This is a genomic window from Streptomyces sp. NPDC104761, assembly GCF_055583445.1.
On the sequence record NZ_JBVJNZ010000015.1, the window covers coordinates 123,926 to 140,650 of the forward strand.

General features: G+C 71.1%; 7 protein-coding genes. 6 read left to right on the forward strand and 1 reads right to left on the reverse strand.

The annotated features are described in order from the left end of the window. Positions 1–31: 31 nt before the first annotated feature. Positions 32–1,273, reverse strand: coding sequence for an exo-beta-N-acetylmuramidase NamZ family protein (locus tag ACZ63F_RS33875; protein WP_469717010.1), 1,242 nt, complete (start codon positions 1,271–1,273; stop codon positions 32–34). Positions 1,274–1,480: 207 nt separating this feature from the next. On the opposite strand from ACZ63F_RS33875, the gene ACZ63F_RS33880 reads away from it, so the two are divergent. The 6 genes from ACZ63F_RS33880 to ACZ63F_RS33905 all read left to right on the forward strand — a co-directional run bounded on the left by ACZ63F_RS33880 (position 1,481) and on the right by ACZ63F_RS33905 (position 16,724). Further along, on the forward strand, positions 1,481–2,245 hold the full coding sequence (locus tag ACZ63F_RS33880; protein WP_469717012.1) for an SDR family oxidoreductase: 765 nt from the start codon (positions 1,481–1,483) through the stop codon (positions 2,243–2,245). An 8-nt stretch (positions 2,246–2,253) separates the two neighbouring features. Next, complete coding sequence (locus ACZ63F_RS33885; protein WP_469717149.1) at positions 2,254–3,918, forward strand: class I adenylate-forming enzyme family protein; 1,665 nt, start codon at positions 2,254–2,256, stop codon at positions 3,916–3,918. Positions 3,919–3,947: 29 nt separating this feature from the next. Beyond that, positions 3,948–4,541, forward strand: coding sequence for a TetR/AcrR family transcriptional regulator (locus tag ACZ63F_RS33890; RefSeq protein ID WP_293998386.1), 594 nt, complete (start codon positions 3,948–3,950; stop codon positions 4,539–4,541). Positions 4,542–4,696: 155 nt separating this feature from the next. Further along, positions 4,697–9,061, forward strand: coding sequence for a LamG-like jellyroll fold domain-containing protein (locus ACZ63F_RS33895; RefSeq protein WP_469717015.1), 4,365 nt, complete (start codon positions 4,697–4,699; stop codon positions 9,059–9,061). Positions 9,062–9,156: 95 nt separating this feature from the next. After that, positions 9,157–16,002 carry a polymorphic toxin-type HINT domain-containing protein gene (locus ACZ63F_RS33900; protein WP_469717017.1) on the forward strand — a complete coding sequence of 2,282 codons (6,846 nt, stop codon included), beginning with the start codon at positions 9,157–9,159 and terminating at the stop codon, positions 16,000–16,002. Between the two features lie 125 nt (positions 16,003–16,127). Further along, entirely contained in the window at positions 16,128–16,724 is a 597-nt protein-coding gene (locus tag ACZ63F_RS33905) for a hypothetical protein (RefSeq protein WP_469717019.1), read from the forward strand. Position 16,725: the final 1 nt, after the last annotated feature.

Genomic DNA, 16,725 nt, shown 5'->3' on the forward strand with positions numbered 1-16,725 from the left:
CCGCGGGGCAAGCTTGGCCATACAACGCGCCTCACCTGTAGAGGAGAAATTCCTTTCGGACCCGGCGGAATGCGGCCAGTTCGTCCTGCCAGGCGCCGACGATCTCGTCCGGGCCCGCGCCGGCGTCGGTCATCGTGCGCACGCGCGCGGACCCGGTGAGCCTGTCGATCCAGTCGTCCTCGCGCCAGGCGAAGCCGCTCCACACCTTCTTCGCGGTGACCAGGAGGGCGATCGCGGTGCGTACGGGCTCGTAGGCGGACCGGTCGTGCACATGGATCTGCACCCCGCCGACGGTCCTGCCCTGGAACTTGGAGAAGGTGGGCGCGAAGTACGCCTCCCGGAACCGCGCGCCGGGCAGTGCGAGTTCGTTGGCCGCGGCCGCCCAGCGCGCGTCGATGCCCTCCGCACCGAGCAGTTCGAAGGGACGGGTGGTGCCGCGGCCCTCCGACAGGTTCGTGCCCTCGAAGAGGCAGGTCCCCGAGTAGACGAGGGCGGTGTCCGGGGTGGGCATGTTGGGACTCGGCGGCACCCAGGGCAGGCCGTACGCGTCGTAGAAGCGCGAGCGCCGCCAGCCCGTCATCGGTACGACGTCCAGCGCGACCGGCGGGTCCAGGAACTCCGCGTTGAACAGCCGCGCGAGTTCGCCGACCGTCATCCCGTGCGCCTGCGCGATCGGCTGCCTGCCGACGAAACTGGCGAACTCCCGGTGCAGGACCGGGCCCTCGGCGGTGCGGCCGGTCACCGGGTTCGGCCGGTCGAGGACGACGAAGCGCTTGCCGGCGAGCCGGGCGGCTTCCATGCAGTCGTACAGCGTCCAGATGTAGGTGTAGAAGCGGGCGCCGACGTCCTGGATGTCGAAGACGACGGTGTCCACGCCGGAGGCGGTGAAGACGTCGGCGAGGGGCTGTCCGCTCTTGAGGTACGTGTCGTAGACGGGGAGGCCGGTCGCCGGGTCGTCGTGGCGGCCCTCGGAGCCGCCGGCCTGGGCGGTGCCGCGGAAACCGTGCTCCGGGCCGAAGACCGCCGTCAGCCTGACCCGGGGGTCGGCGTGCATGACGTCGACGATGTGGCGGGCGTCCCGGGTGATGCCGGTGGGGTTGGTGACGACGCCGACCTTCTGGGCGGCGAGGAGGGTGTAGCCGTCGGCGGCGAGACGCTCGAAACCGGTACTGAGGTGACCGTGGGCGTCGGCCGTGGTGGCCGTGGGCAGGGCTGTCACGGCCGTTGCCGTTGCCGTGGCGGCGGTGAGAAGACTTCGTCTGGACGGGTGCAATGGGGGGCCTCCGTCGTCGTCCGGGCGCGGGCCGGATGGGGCTGGTCGCGCAGTTCCCCGCGCCCCCTGGAGGTGTGCGGTCGCCGCATGTCCGACAGTGGCCCTGCGCCCTTAGGGAGTGTGACGGTCGGCCTTTTCTCAAACATACCGACCGGTTAGTGTGTCCGTGCTGAGCCGAGTCTGGTCGCGTCGTGTCGAAGGAGACCGATGGTGGGAGCCGTGCAAGATGCCCGAGTCGTCGTCACCGGGGCGGGAGGTGGCATCGGGGCCGCGCTCGCCCGGCGGTTCGCCGCCGAGGGCGCCCGGGTCGTCGTGAACGATCTGGACGGGGACAAGGCGGCCGCGGTCGCCGCGGAGATCGGCGGGATCGCCCTTCCGGGGGACGCGTCCGGCATCGTCGGCGCCGCCCGGGACGCCCTCGGCGGGAGTGTGGACGTCTACTGCGCCAACGCCGGGCTCGGGTCGGGCGGGTCCGAGGCGGCCGACGCGGCCGTGTGGGAGTCCGCCTGGGACGTCAACGTCATGGCGCACGTACGGGCCGCGCAGGAACTGGTGCCGGAGTGGCTGGAGCGGGGGAGCGGGCGGTTCGTGTCGACCGTCTCCGCGGCCGGGCTGCTCACCATGATCGGGGCCGCCCCCTACAGCGTCACCAAGCACGCCGCGTACGCCTTCGCCGAGTGGCTGTCGCTGACCTACCGGCACCGGGGCCTGCACGTGCACGCCATCTGCCCGCAGGGCGTCCGTACCGACATGCTGGCCGCCACCGGCAGCGCCGGCGACATCGTGCTGCAGCCGACCGCCATCGAGCCGGAGGCCGTCGCCGACGCGCTGTTCAAGGGGATGGCGGAAGACCGGTTCCTGATCCTGCCGCACCCCGAGGTCGCCGACTTCTACCGGGCGCGGGCCGCCGACCCGGACCGCTGGCTGACGAGCATGAACCACATCCAGCAGAAGTGGGAGGCCACCCGGTGAGCGAGTCGGTGACCGAGTCCGTCTATGCCGCCCGCCCGTGGGTGGGCCTGCTCAACGAGGCCCAGCGCGGGCCGGTCCAACCGCCCGCCTCGCTGGTGCACGCCCTGCGGGCCGCCGTGGCCGAGGCGCCCGACCGCGCCTGCCTCACCTACTTCGACGCCCGCCTCACCTACCGCGAGGTCGACGAGCTGAGCGACTCGGTCGCCGCGCACCTCGCCGAGCGGGGCCTGGAGCGCGGCGACCGGGTGGCCGTGATCCTGCAGAACTCGCCGCACTTCGTACTCGCGCTGCTCGGCGCCTGGAAGGCGGGCGCGACCGTCGTGCCGGTCAACCCGATGTACAAGTCGGGGGAGGTCACCCACGTCCTGCGGGACGCCGAGGTGGCCGCACTGGTCTGCTCGCAGCGGGCCTGGGAGTCGTACCTGCGCGACACGGCCGCGGACTCGCCGGTGCGGATCGTGCTCACCGCGAGCGAGCTGGACTTCCAGACGCGGGACGACGCGCGCGTGCTGACCTTCGAGCGGCTGCCGCAGGCCGCCGACGCCGAGGACCTGGTCGCCGTCGCGCGGCGGGGCGGCAAGGCCCCCGAGGGACGGGACCCGGAGCCCTCGGACATCGCGTTGATCAGCTACACCTCGGGCACCAGCGGCACCCCCAAGGGCGCCACCAACCTGCACGGCAACATCATGTACAACGCGGAGCGGCAGCGGACCGGGCTCGCGCTGCCCGACGCGCCGGTCTACTACGCCCTGGCGCCCCTCTTCCACATCACCGGCATGGTCTGCCAGCTCTGCGCCTGCCTGACCAGCGTGGGCACGCTCGTGCTGACGTACCGCTTCGAGCCGGGCCTGGTCCTGGAGACGTTCGCCGAGCACCGCCCGCAGTACACGGTCGGCCCGTCCACCGCCTTCATGGCCCTGGCCGCCCACCCGGACGTCACCCCGGAGCACTTCGCCTCCTTCGTCAACATCTCCTCCGGTGGCGCGCCGCTGCCGCCGGCCCTGGTGGAGAAGTTCCGCGCCGGGTTCGGGCCGTACATCCGCAACGGCTACGGGCTGACCGAGTGCACCGCGCCCTGCGCCTCCGTGCCGCCGGAGCTGGAGGCGCCCGTCGACCCGGTCTCCGGGACCCTCGCGGTCGGTGTGCCCGGCCCCGACACGGTCGTCCGCATCATCGACGACGAGGGCCACGAGGTGCCCTTCGGCGAGCAGGGCGAGATCGCGGTGCGCGGGCCTCAGGTGGTGCCCGGTTACTGGCGGCGGCCCGAGGCCACCGCCGAGACCTTCCCGGACGGCGAACTGCGCACCGGGGACATCGGCTTCATGGACCCGCAGGGCTGGCTGTACGTCGTCGACCGCAAGAAGGACATGATCAACGCGTCCGGCTTCAAGGTCTGGCCGCGCGAGGTCGAGGACGTCCTGTACACCCATCCGGCGGTACGCGAGGCGGCCGTCGTCGGGGTGCCGGACGGGTACCGCGGGGAGACCGTCAAGGCCTACATCAGTCTTCGCCCGGGAACTGCAACCGACCCGGACGATCTCGCCCTCTATTGCAAGGAGAGACTGGCGGCCTACAAATATCCGCGCCAGGTGGAGATCCTGCCCGACCTGCCGAAGACGGCAAGTGGGAAGATCCTCCGACGGGAACTGCGTTCCCGACCGCAACAGGGTTAGTGGATTTACGAGAAAGGCGGGTGGCGGCAGTGCCCAGGACGACGGACGGAGACGGGGCTCCCGTTCCGCAGCGGCTTCTTGCCGCCGCCACCCGGCTCTTCGCGGAGCAGGGGTACGACCGCACCTCCGTGCAGGAGATCGTGGAGGCGGCCGGCGTCACCAAGGGGGCGCTGTACCACTACTTCGGCTCCAAGGACGACCTCCTGCACGAGGTGTACGCGCGCGTGCTGCGCGTCCAGCAGGAACGGCTCGACGCCTTCGCGAACGCGGACGAGCCGATCGAGAAGCGGCTGCGGGGCGCGGCGGCGGACGTGGTCGTCACGACCATCGAGAACCTCGACGACGCGTCGATCTTCTTCCGCTCCATGCACCACCTGAGCCCGGAGAAGAACAAGCAGGTGCGCGCCGAGCGCCGGCGCTACCACGAACGCTTCCGCGCGCTCGTCGAGGAGGGTCAGCGCGAGGGCGTCTTCTCCACCGCGACCCCGGCCGACCTCGTCGTCGACTACCACTTCGGCTCGGTCCACCACCTCTCCACCTGGTACCGCCCCGACGGGCCCATGACCCCCCAGGAGGTCGCCGACCACCTGGCCGACCTGCTGTTGCGGGCCCTGCGGCCCTGATCACTGCTCGTCTGGCGTTCACCTTCCCGTCGACGGAATTCACCCTTCCGCCACTGATCGCTCTTACCTTTTTCTTTCCTGTGAGCTGATCATGTCAAGGCGGGGGGTGCGGGATGCCGCGTCAGGGGAGACAACGGCCAAGACCTCGGCGGGGGGTGGCGCTCGGCCTGAGCGCCGCCCTGACGGCCGCGCTGCTGCAGCTGGGAGCGCTCCCGGCGGTGGCGGCCACGACCGGGGCCGCCGGCGCCCGGGGGAGCGCAGCAGCGACGGGGGCGTCGACGCAACAGGGCGGCGCCGACGAGGCCACCGCCGCCACCGAGGAGGAAGCACTCGCGGCGGCCCGGCGGAGCGGCCAGAACGTCGAGGTGGTCTCGCTGCGCGGCGAGAGCAGCGACACCTACGCCACCCCCGACGGCCACCTGGAGGCCCGGGAGTACCTGCGCCCGGTCCGCACCCGGATCGACGGCACCTGGCGGCCCGTCGACACCGCGCTCGCCAAGGCGGACGACGGCATGGTGGCCCCCAGGGCGGCCACGGTCGGACTGGAGTTCTCCGGCGGCGGCACCGGCCGCCCGCTGGTCCGCCTCGAGCGCGCGGGCCGCACGCTCGAGCTCTCCTGGCCCGGCACCGTGCCCACCCCGACCCTCGACGGCGACACGGCCGTCTACCCCGACATCCTCCCCGACGTCGACCTGCGCCTCGGCGCCCGGCCCGACGGCTTCACCCAGCTCCTCGTGGTGAAGTCGGCCGCGGCCGCCGCGAGCGACGACCTCGCCCAGCTGCGGCTCAAGCTGAACGCCGACGGCATGGCCGTCGACGAGACCGCGACCGGCGGGCTCCAGGCCGTCGACAAGGGCGCGGGCGGCGTGGTCTTCGAGGCGCCCACGCCGGTGATGTGGGACTCCAGCACGAGCGCCCCCGGCGCGGGCACGGCCGGCGCCAGGACCGCCGGGCAGGCCGACCCCGCCGTGGCACGTGCGACCTCGTCCGCCGTGACCGCGGCCACCGGCACCGCCGCCGCGCCCGACGGCGACGGACCCACCGCGGCCGAGTCCGCGCGTGTCGCGCCGGTCGGCGTCGAGGTCGCCGACCGCGGCGACACCCTCGTCCTCACCCCCGACAAGGAACTGCTCACCGGCGACGACACCCGTTACCCCGTCTACATCGACCCGCAGTGGTACTCGCCCAAGGCCACCTCCTGGACCATGGTGTCCCGGTACTGGGCGGGCTCCCCGCAGTGGAAGTTCAACGGCGACTCCGACGCCGGCCTCGGCTACTGCGGCTGGGACTACTGCGCCCCGTACGACGTGAAGCGGCTCTTCTACCAGATCCCGACCACAAAGTTCGCCGGCCGCTCCATCCTGTCCGCCGAGTTCGTCGTCCACGAGACCCACGCGGCCTCCTGCCAGAAGCGCGAGGTCCAGCTCTGGCGGACCAAGCCGATCTCCTCGTCCACCACCTGGAACAGCCAGGACAACAGCGACTTCTGGATCGGCCGGCTGCGGACCCTCAGCTTCGCCTACGGCTCCGACGGCTGCGCCGCCGCCGACGCCGAGTTCGACGTGAAGGACGCGGTCGCCACCGCCGCGGCCAAGAAGTGGTCCACCATCACCTTCGGCATGAAGGCCACGGACGAGGCCGACCGCTACACCTGGAAGCGGTTCTCCGACGACGCCTACCTGCGCGTGCAGTACAACCGCGCCCCCGCCAAGATCGCCCTCTCCCAGCTCGGCATGAGCCCGGGCGGCCCCTGTGTGGCCGCCGACAAGATGGTGCGTATCCGCTCCGCCGCGACCATACGAGCCAACGATGTCACCGACCCCGACGGCGACCCGGTCTCCGTGCAGTTCCAGGCGTCCTGGGACGCGGGCGACGGCGCCGGCTGGAAGGCTCGCTGGACATCGGCCCGGACCACGAGCAAGAAGAGCGGCTCCGACTTCTCCCTGCCGCTGCCCAGCACCATCCCGAAGAACAAGCACGTCGAGTGGCACGTCCGCGCCTACGACGGAGCCCAGTGGTCGGCCTGGAGCTACACCGGCTCGCACGGCTGCCACTTCATGTACGACACCGGCGTTCCGGCCGGGCCGACGATCAGCTCCGCGCAGTACGGCCCCTCCGACTCCGAGAACCCGGACGACCCCTGGTGGGACGGCGTCGGCCGGTACGGCACCTTCTCCATCGACACCACCTCGGCCGACGTCACCAAGTACTGGTTCGGCGTCAACTCCTCTCCCACCAGCGCCAACACCCTGACCACCTCGGGCGGCGGCACCAAGACGATCAAGTTCATGCCCACCAGGCCGGGCGTCAACTTCATCACCGCGCAGGCCTTCGACGCGGCCGGCAACGGCTCCGAGCCCACCACCTACACCTTCCGGGTGCGCTCCGGACAGCCCGACCGGCTGTCCTGGCAGCTGGACGAGAACGCCGGGGCGACGAGCGTCTCCGGAGCGGGCGACGACTGGCCGGCCGACCTGCACGGGGCAACCCCCGGAGGGACCGGTGTCGCCGGCCGCAGCCTCGCCTTCGACGGCACCGACGACTACGCGGCCACCGACTCGCCCGTCCTCAACACCGGCAAGAGCTTCTCGGTCTCCCTGTGGGCCAAGCTGCCCGGCAACGACCCCGGCCGGCCGGTCGTCGCGCTGTCCCAGGGCGGCCAGAACCACAGCGGCTTCGAGGTCTACTACTCCTCCGCCCTGGGCGGCTGGGTCTTCCTGCGGCACACCGACGACGCCTCCTCCGGCGGCGACGCCGCGCGCGCCGTGCAGCCGGCCTGCGCCGCCGGCGATACGGCGTGCACCACCGCCCGGCTGGGCGGCTGGACCCACCTCGTGGGCGTCTTCGACAACACCGCCCACGTCGTCAAGCTGTACGTGGGCGGCAAGCTCGTCGGCAGCGCACCGTTCACCACCCCCTGGGACGCCCGCGGCGGCACGGTCCTCGGCGCGACCCGGCTCTACGGCACCCTCTCCAACTACTTCCCCGGCTCCCTGGACGAGGTCCAGCTCTTCGACTACCAGCTCACCGACGCCCAGGTGACCGAGCTGGCGGCCCAGCAGCCGGTCGACACCGGCCGGCCCGCCAAACTGGTCTGGCCGCTGGACGAGACCGCCGAGGCCACCACCGTGACCGGCCGCGGCCAGCGCGCCGACGCCGTCCTCAAGGGCGGCACCACGGCGGGCACCACCGGGGTGAGCGGACGGGCCCTGACCTTCGACGGCGTCGACGACTGGGCCACCACCGGCCGCCCCGCCCTGGACACCTACCAGAGCTTCGCGGTCTCCGCCTGGGTCCGGCTGCCCAAGGACAAGGAGGCCCGGTCCATGATCGCCGTCTCCCAGCTCGGGTCCGTACGGCGCAGCTTCGAGCTCTACCACTCCTCGGCGCTGGGAGGCTGGGTCTTCACCCGGCCCGAGTCCGACACCGCGGACGGGGCCCTGGTCCGGGCCACCCAGACCGCCTGCCCGGCGAACACCAACTGCGCGGCCGGCCGGTTCGGCGAGTGGAACCACGTGGTGGGCGTCTACGACGCCGACGCGGCCCAGCTCCAGCTCTACGTCAACGGCGTCCTGGCGGCCAGCACGCCCTTCACCTACCACTGGTCCTCCGAGGGCCCGCTGACCCTCGGCAGCGGCCTCACCACCGCCGGCGCCGTCACCTCCCCGCTCAAGGGCGACGTGGACGACGTACGGCTGTACGACCGTGCCGTCTCCGGCGACGAGGTGCGGCAGCTCTTCAAGCAGCGTCCGCTGATCGGCGCCCGCTGGACGTTCGAGTCGGCCACCGGCACCCCGCCCGTCACCCTGGACGCCTCCGCGACCGGCGCCGGCATGACCCTCTACAACGGCGCCGCGACCGGCTCCGGCTGGGTCGACGGCGGACTCACCCTGGACGGCGTCGACGACTACGCGGCCACCGCGAGCGGTGTCCCGACCGTCGACACCAGCGCCAGCTTCACCGTCAGCGCGTTCGTCCAGGCCGCCGCCCAGCCCACCGGGAACGTCACCCTGCTCAGCGCGCCCGGCACCAGCAGGAGCGCGTTCGCCGTGCGCTACGTGCCCGGCACGGCATCCGACGATCCGGGACGCTGGCGCATCGAGACCGCCGACGCGGACACCACGACCGCCACCACCACCCAGGTGGAGAACGGACAGTTCTTCAGCGTCCAGGACTGGACCCACCTCGCCGTCGTCTACGACGGGTTCGCCCACGGCCTCAAGCTCTACGTCAACGGTGAACTCCAGGACGTGGCCTGTGCGGACGCCGACGGGGACGGCGACCCGGACGTGGCCGGCTGCACGGACATCGACTCCTCCGACGAGAACGTCGTGACCTTCAAGGCCGCGCAGAACCTCCAACTCGGCCGCGCCAGGACGGGCACCAGCACCTGGGGCGAGTACTTCCCCGGCACGGTGTCGGACCTGTGGACCTTCCAGGGCGCGCTCACCGACACGCAGATCAGCCACCTCGCCGTCGGCATGCCGGGCGTCGAGACCGCCGTACCCAGCGGCGACTGAACCGTCCTGCCCACGCTCGTTCGACACGCGTCCACCGGGTGCCGTCCGCCTCGCGCGGCCCGGCACCCGGTGGAGCGCACAGGGGACCACGAGGGATGACCATGAGACCCGAAGCACGCAGGCTCGCCCGCCTGTTCCGCACACCGCGACGCAGAATCGCCCTGGCCACCGCCTCGGTGCTGACCGCCACCCTGCTCCAGGGCGTGACCGCCCCCGCCGTCGCCGAGGGCTGGCACCGGCCCGCACTGCCCGCCTCCGAACCGGCGGTCGCCGGCGGTCCGGCCGGCAAGGCCCTGCCGCGCAAGGTCATGAAGACCCCGCGCACCCCGCAGCAGCCGCCCGCCACGGCCTGGCCGAAGCCCGGCGCGGCGACGGTCACGCTCAGCCGCGAGCCGGCCCGCGCCAAGGGCCTGCCGCTCACCCTGGACACCAGGACGGGACGGTCCGCCGACGCCGCCACCGGCAAGGTCGCCGCCCGCGTCCTCGACCGCGTCTTCGCACAGAAGGCCGGCCTGGACGGCCCCGTCTTCACCCTGCGCGCCGGTCGCGCGGAGGACGCCGGCCGGGTCCGCGCCGTGCTCGACTACTCCTCCTTCGCCGGCGCCTACGGCGGCGGCTACGCCGACCGCCTCCGTCTCGTGGAACTGCCCGCCTGTGTGCTGACCAGCCCGCAGCGGCCGCTGTGCCGTACCACCAAGCCGGTGAACACGGTCAACGATCCCGAGACGAAGACCCTCACCGCGAAGTCCGTCGCCCTCAGCGCCTCGTCCGCCACCGTCCTCGCCGCGGTCGCCGCCTCCGGCAGCGGCCTCGGCGACTACAAGGCCACCTCACTGTCCGCGTCCGCCACCTGGAGCACGGATCGCAACAGCGGCTCCTTCGCCTGGTCGTACCCGATGTCGGTGCCTCAGGTGCCCGGCGGACTGGTCCCGAACCTCTCTTTGTCGTACTCCTCGGGCGCCGTCGACGGCCGTACCAGCAACACCAACAACCAGTCCTCCTGGGTCGGCGACGGCTTCGACCTGTCACCCGGGTACATCGAGCGCCGCTACAAGAGCTGCTCCGACGACGACGTGAAGAACGCGGACGGCAACGTGCCCGGCGATCTGTGCTGGGGCTACGACAACGCGGTGCTCCAGCTCAACGGCACCGGCGGTGAGCTGGTCCCCAGCGGCACCAACACCTGGAAGCTGAAGGACGACGACGGCACCAAGGTCGAGCGGATCTACGGCACCACCTCGGACGTCCGCTCCAACGGCGCCCGCAACGACGAGTACTGGCGGGTGACCACCCCCGACGGCACGCAGTACTACTTCGGCTACAACCGACTGCCCGGCTGGGCGAGCGGCAAGGAGACCACCGACTCCACCTGGACAGTCCCCGTCTACGGCGACGACTCCGGCGAGCCCTGCCACGCGGCCGCCTTCGCCGACTCCTGGTGCCAGCAGGGCTGGCGCTGGAACCTGGACTACGTCGTGGACCCGCACGGCAACGCGGTCGCGTACTACTACGACAAGGAGACCAACTCCTACGGCCGCAACCTCAAGGCGGCCGACGACACCCCCTACGTCCGCGGCGGCACCCTGGACCGCATCGAGTACGGCCTGAAGAACACCTCCGTGTACTCGGCGAAGGCCCTGGCCAAGGCCGACTTCACCAGCTCCGAGCGGTGCATCCCGGACAGTTCCACGGACTGCTCGTCGATCACCAAGGACGCCTTCTACTGGTACGACACCCCCTGGGACCTGAACTGCGACGCGGGCACCGACTGCGACAAGGGCCGGCTCTCCCCGGCGTTCTTCACCCGCAAGCGGCTCACCGGCGTCAGCACCAAGGTCCTGGTGTCCGGCGCCTACAGCGAGGTCGACGACTGGAAGCTCGCCCACCGCTGGGGCCAGGCCGACATCGACTACCAGCTCCTGCTCGACTCGATCCAGCGCACCGGACACGACGGCACCAGCTCCATCACCCTGCCGAAGGTCACCTTCGCCTACACCCAGCTCGCCAACCGGCTCGACAGGACCGGCGACGGCTGGGCGCCCTTCATCAAGGCCCGCCTGTCCACCGTCGCCGACGAGTCCGGCGGCCAGATCGACGTCGGCTACTCCGCCCCGGCCTGCGACTTCGCCGCGCTGCCCACCCCGGAGACCAACACCACCCGCTGCTTCCCGCAGTACATCGGCGGTGACAACACCACCGACCCGGAACGGCAGTGGTTCAACAAGTACGTCGTCGACACGGTCACCTCGACCGACCGCACCGGCGGCGCCCCCGACCAGGTCACCCGGTACGACTACCTGGACGGCGCCGCCTGGCACTACGACGACACCGACGGGATGACCGAGGACAAGTTCAAGACCTGGTCCGACTGGCGCGGCTACGGCCACGTCCGGGTGCGCACCGGTGGCCAGGGCGGCGACCCGGCCATGAAGTCGCAGACGGACAGCTACTTCCTGCGCGGCATGGACGGCGACCGCAAGAGCACCAGTGGTGGCACCAAGGACGTCAGCGTCACCCTGGACCCCGGCGAGGGCGACCCGATCACCGACCACGCCTCGACGGCCGGGTTCGAGTACAAGACCGTCACCTACTCCGGGCCCGGCGGAAAGGTCCTCGCCAGGACGGTGAGCCGCCCTTGGCACAACGAGACCGCGAAGAAGGTCCGGGACTGGGGCACCGTCACCGCCAACCTGACCGGCTCCGCCTCCACCAGGTCCTGGACCTCTCTGGACGACGGCGCGGGTGCCAAGTGGCGCACCACCTCCCTGACCAACACCTTCGACCCGGCGACCGGCCTGGTCACCCAGACCGACGACGCCGGTGACACCACGACCGCGGCCGACGACCAGTGCACCCGCACCACCTACGTCTCCGGCAGCGTCCCCCTCGACGCCCCGGCACGGGTCGAAACGGTGGCCAAGGCCTGTGACGCCACCACCAGCCGCCCGGCCGACGTCATCTCCGACGTACGCACCGCCTACGACGGCGGGGCGTACGGTGCCGCGGCGACGAAGGGCGACGCCACCAGGACCGCGAAACTCAAGACGTACAGCGGCACCACCGCGGCCTATCTGGAGTCCGGCTCCACCTACGACGGCTACGGACGGGCGCTGACCACCACCGACCTGACCGCCGACGTCACGGTCACCTCCGCCGGCACGCTCACCCGCGCCGCGCGTTCGGACGGCCGTACCACCACCACCGCGTACACCCCGGCCACCGGGTTCCCGACGAGCAGCACGGTGACCACCCCGCCCGCCACGGCCGGGGACAGCACGACCGTGCAGACGTCGACCACCGCCTATGAGGCGCTGCGCGGGCAGCCGCTCACCGAGACCGACACCAACGGCAAGGTCACGACGTACGCGTACGACGCGCTGGGCCGCACCAGCAAGGTCTGGCTGGCCGACCGGACCACGAGCCAGACCCCCAGCTACGAGTTCACGTACACCGTCACCGACGGCAAGCCGGTGGCCGTGGGCACGAAGACGATCGGCAACTCCGGCGCCCAGGACACCTCGTACGCCTTCTACGACGGCTTCCTGCGCCCCCGCCAGACCCAGGCGCCCGGTCCGAACGGCGGCACGCTGCTGGCGGACACCTTCTACGACGAACGCGGTCTGACCGCCAAGGAGTTCGCCACCTACTACACCGACACCACCGCGCCCTCCACGACGATGTTCAAGCCTGAGAACGCGCTGAGCGTGGAGACCCAGAACCGTTACACCTACGACGGTCTGGGCCGGGTGACCGAGCTGCGGCAGATCGCCGGCAACGGCGACGGTGGAGCGGTCCTCGGTGTCACGAAGACCGTCTACGGCGGCGACCGCACCACCGTCATCCCGCCGGTCGGCGGCACGGCGCGGACCGCCGTCACCGACGCCCGCGGCAACACCACCGAACTGCGTGAGCTGCGCGCCCGTGACGCCGACGCCGCCTACGACACCACGTCCTACGGCTACTCGCCGCGCGGTGAGCTGACCAAGGTCACCGACCCGGCGGGCAATGCCTGGACCTGGACGTACGACCTGATGGGCCGGCTCACCGACACCACGGACCCCGACAAGGGCGCCACCCACAACGAGTACGACGACCGCGCCCAGCTGACCAGCACCAAGGACGCCCGCGGCACCGTCCTCGCCAGCGTCTACGACGGTCTGGGCCGCAGGACCGAACTGCGGGACACCTCCGCCACCGGCACGCTGCGCGCCAAGTGGGTCTACGACACGATCAGCGGCGCCAAGGGCCGGCTCGCGTCCAGCTCGCGCTACAGCGGCGGCCAGGAGTACAAGTCGAGCGTCGTCGCCTACGACCGGCTCTACCGGCCCCTGCGCACCTCGGTGACCATCCCCTCCAGCGAGGGCGCGCTCGCCGGCACCTACCTGTCGACGACCACCTACAACGCGTCGGGCACGGTGCAGGGCGTCGGCTACCCGAAGGCCGGCGACCTGGCCGCCAACACCGTCGCCTACACCTACGAGGACGGCACGCTGCGGCCCGTCAAGGTCAGCGGCCCGCAGAACCTCACCGCGACCACGTCCTACAGCTCCGTCGGCAAGCCGCTGCAGTACTCGCTGGCCGCGAACGGCGGCAAGACGACGTACGAGACGAACACCTATCAGTGGGGCACCCAGCGGCTGGCCACCTCACGGGTGGACCGCCAGGACGTCGCGGGCGTCGACCAGTACAACACCTACTCCTACGACGAGGCGGGCAACGTCCTGTCCGTCTCGGACACCTCACGCTCGGGCACCGACAACCAGTGCTTCGCCTATGACTACCTCGGCCGGCTGACCGAGGCGTGGGCCCAGTCGGCCACCGCCTGTGCCACCACACCCGCCACCGGTGTCCTCGGCGGCCCGGCCCCGTACTGGACCTCCTACACCTACGACAAGGTCGGCAACCGGCTCACCGAGACCCAGCACGCCACCACGAGCGGGGCCTCGGACACCCAGCGCAGCTACCACTACCCCGATCCGGGTGCGGTCCGGCCGCACACGCTGGGCTCGGTGGACACCACCACCGGCACGGTGAAGTCCACCGACAGCTTCACCTACGACGACGCGGGCAACACCCACACCCGGCTGCTGGGCAACGGCACCTCCCAGACCCTGGACTGGGACGCGGAAGGCCATCTCGCCAAGGTGACCCAGCCGGTGGAGGGCGGCAGCGACAAGGTCACCGAGTACCTGTACGACGCCGACGGCAACCGGCTGATCGGCCGCACCCCGACCGAGACCACGCTCTACCTGGGCGCCACGGAAGTCACTCTGGCCAAGGGCGCCACGACCGCCAAGGGCACCCGCTACTTCGACCTCGGCGGCGGCCACCAGGCCGTCCAGGCCAACGACGGCACCTTCTCCTTCACCCTGGCCGACCACCACGGCACCGCCCAGCTGTCCGTCAACGCCGACACGCAGGCGCTGACCCAGCGCCGCACCCTGCCGTTCGGCGGGCTGCGCGGCACCGTGCCGAACACCTGGACCGGCACCCGGGGCTTCGTCGGCGGCACCACCGACACCGCGACCGGCCTCACCCACCTCGGCGCGCGCGAGTACGACCCCGCCACGGGCCGCTTCCTGTCGGTCGACCCGGTCTTCACGGCCACCGACCCGCAGCAGATGAACGGCTACACCTACGCCAACAACAACCCGCTGACCCACTCCGACCCGGCGGGCACGGAGATCGGCTCCAAGCCCAACTCCTGCCAGTACGACCTCAAGTACTGCAGCAAGCACGAGCAGCAGGAAGTCGGCTACGACCCGAAGACCGGCACGTCCGACTACCACCGCGGCAACATCTACAAGCGCTCCCAGGCGGCGAAGAAGCACTGGGTCGCCGTGAACACCCCGGTCACGAACGACATCGACAAGCTGGCGGACGACTTCTGGTCCCCCCGGATGAACGGGGAGGCTACGGACGACTTCTGGTACAACCCGGCCTACGAGTCGTCCACGGCGGGCTCCGCCTGCTACGGCCGCGAGGGATGCCGCCAGGCCTACCTCTACGTGCTGCACGGCGGCAAGGACGTCGCGAAAGCCAAGGAGATCGCGGCGACCTACTGCGTCTACCACGCCGACCAGTGCGCGGACGAGGCCAAGGAGGTCGCCCGGGGCAAGGTCATCGAGGGCATCACCAGTGAGGTGTTCCTGGCCTATCTCGGCGGGGCGCGGGGAATCGAGGACGACGGGACGCCGTGCAACAGCTTCGCCCCTGGTACCGGTGTCCTGCTGGCCGATGGCACCACCAAGCCGATCGAGGAGATCAGAACCGGCGACAAGGTCCTCACCACCGATCCGAAGACCGGCCGCACCACCGTCAAGGCGGTCACCGCCGAGATCACCGGCAAGGGCCTGAAGCACCTGGTCAGGATCACCCTGTCCGTCGACGGCGAGAAGCGGAAGGTCTCCGTCACCGCGACGGACGGCCACCCCTTCTGGGTGCCGGAACTGGGCAAGTGGATCGACGCCACCCACCTCATCCCCGGCGAGTGGCTGCTGGCCGCCGACGGGGCCACAGTCCGGGTGACGGGGATCGACCGCTGGACCGGCCAGGCCACCGTGCACAACCTCACCGTCGCCGATGTGCATGCGTACTATGTGCTCGCCGGGTCCACGCCGGTGCTCGTGCACAACTGCCCCAAGAGGGTGGCGCGGGGCAACCCCGTTCCGGAGACCCCCAACATCGTCCACGAGGGCGTCGCGGACATCCAGCTCAACGGACGCCCGCAGCGACTGGACGAGCACGGGAACCCCGACTTCTTCACGGTGCGCGACACCACGCCGTTGCGGATCGCCCGGAAGTGGGGCGGAGCCAAGATCTACGACATCCCGAACGGCGGCAACAGCTACCGGGTGCTGATCAACGATCACGGTGACATCGGCTGGGTCAGGAACCACAACTACGACGCGATCTACCCCTACACACCGAAGGGGTCGTAAAAGGTCCTGAGGGTCTCCGCCGCGAGCGTCGTGGCGCGTCCGGCCGCCCGGGAGGCAGGATTCTCCCCGGCGGCCGGGTTCCTATCGGCTCGACGAGCCTGGAGACGGGTGAGAAAGGTTGCCCCGTGAAAGAAGCAGAGCTCGCGGCGTCGCTCGCGAGGGCGGGCTTGCAGTGGTGCGCGGCGGAAGGTGCCGACGGCACACTGCCCGTCGCGGCCGCCTGGCTCGCCACCAGCTGCCGCCGGGAGGACGGCCGGCGTGACGAGACCGTGCGCAGGGACGATCCGCGGTTGATCGAGAAAGCGAACGACGGGTGGTTCCGGCTGGCACTCGACCACGGGTTCCTGGGAGACGACCGGGAGTTCCTGTTGGGGGTGAACCACGCCGATGACGACTCGGTGCCCGTACTGCGCTGGGCGCGCGTTCGGCTCGCAGAGGAGTGGGACATCATGGGGGCCGGCGCCGCGACCGGAGTGCTGGGATCGGCGGCGGGCCATCCCGAGTTCGCCATGCTCTCGCTCGACGGCAACGTCATCCTGCGAGGCACCACATGGCAGGAATCCGTTGGTTCCCTGGTGGTTCCCCATCCGCATCGGGTGAAGATCATCCGTGACTACGTCGTGCGGCGTTCCGCCAATCCTCGCACCTCCGCCGCGGAGCGTGCCGAGGGTGAGGCCTGGCTCAGGACGCATCCCCCGGAGCGAGTGCCCGAACAGGAATAGG

What these genes read in the sequence shown, in the direction of transcription:
- ACZ63F_RS33880 (WP_469717012.1), top strand. Translation starts at nt 1,481, where the DNA reads ATGGTGGGAGCCGTGCAAGATGCCCGAGTCGTCGTCACCGGGGCGGGA.
- ACZ63F_RS33900 (WP_469717017.1), top strand. Translation starts at nt 9,157, where the DNA reads ATGACCATGAGACCCGAAGCACGCAGGCTCGCCCGCCTGTTCCGCACA.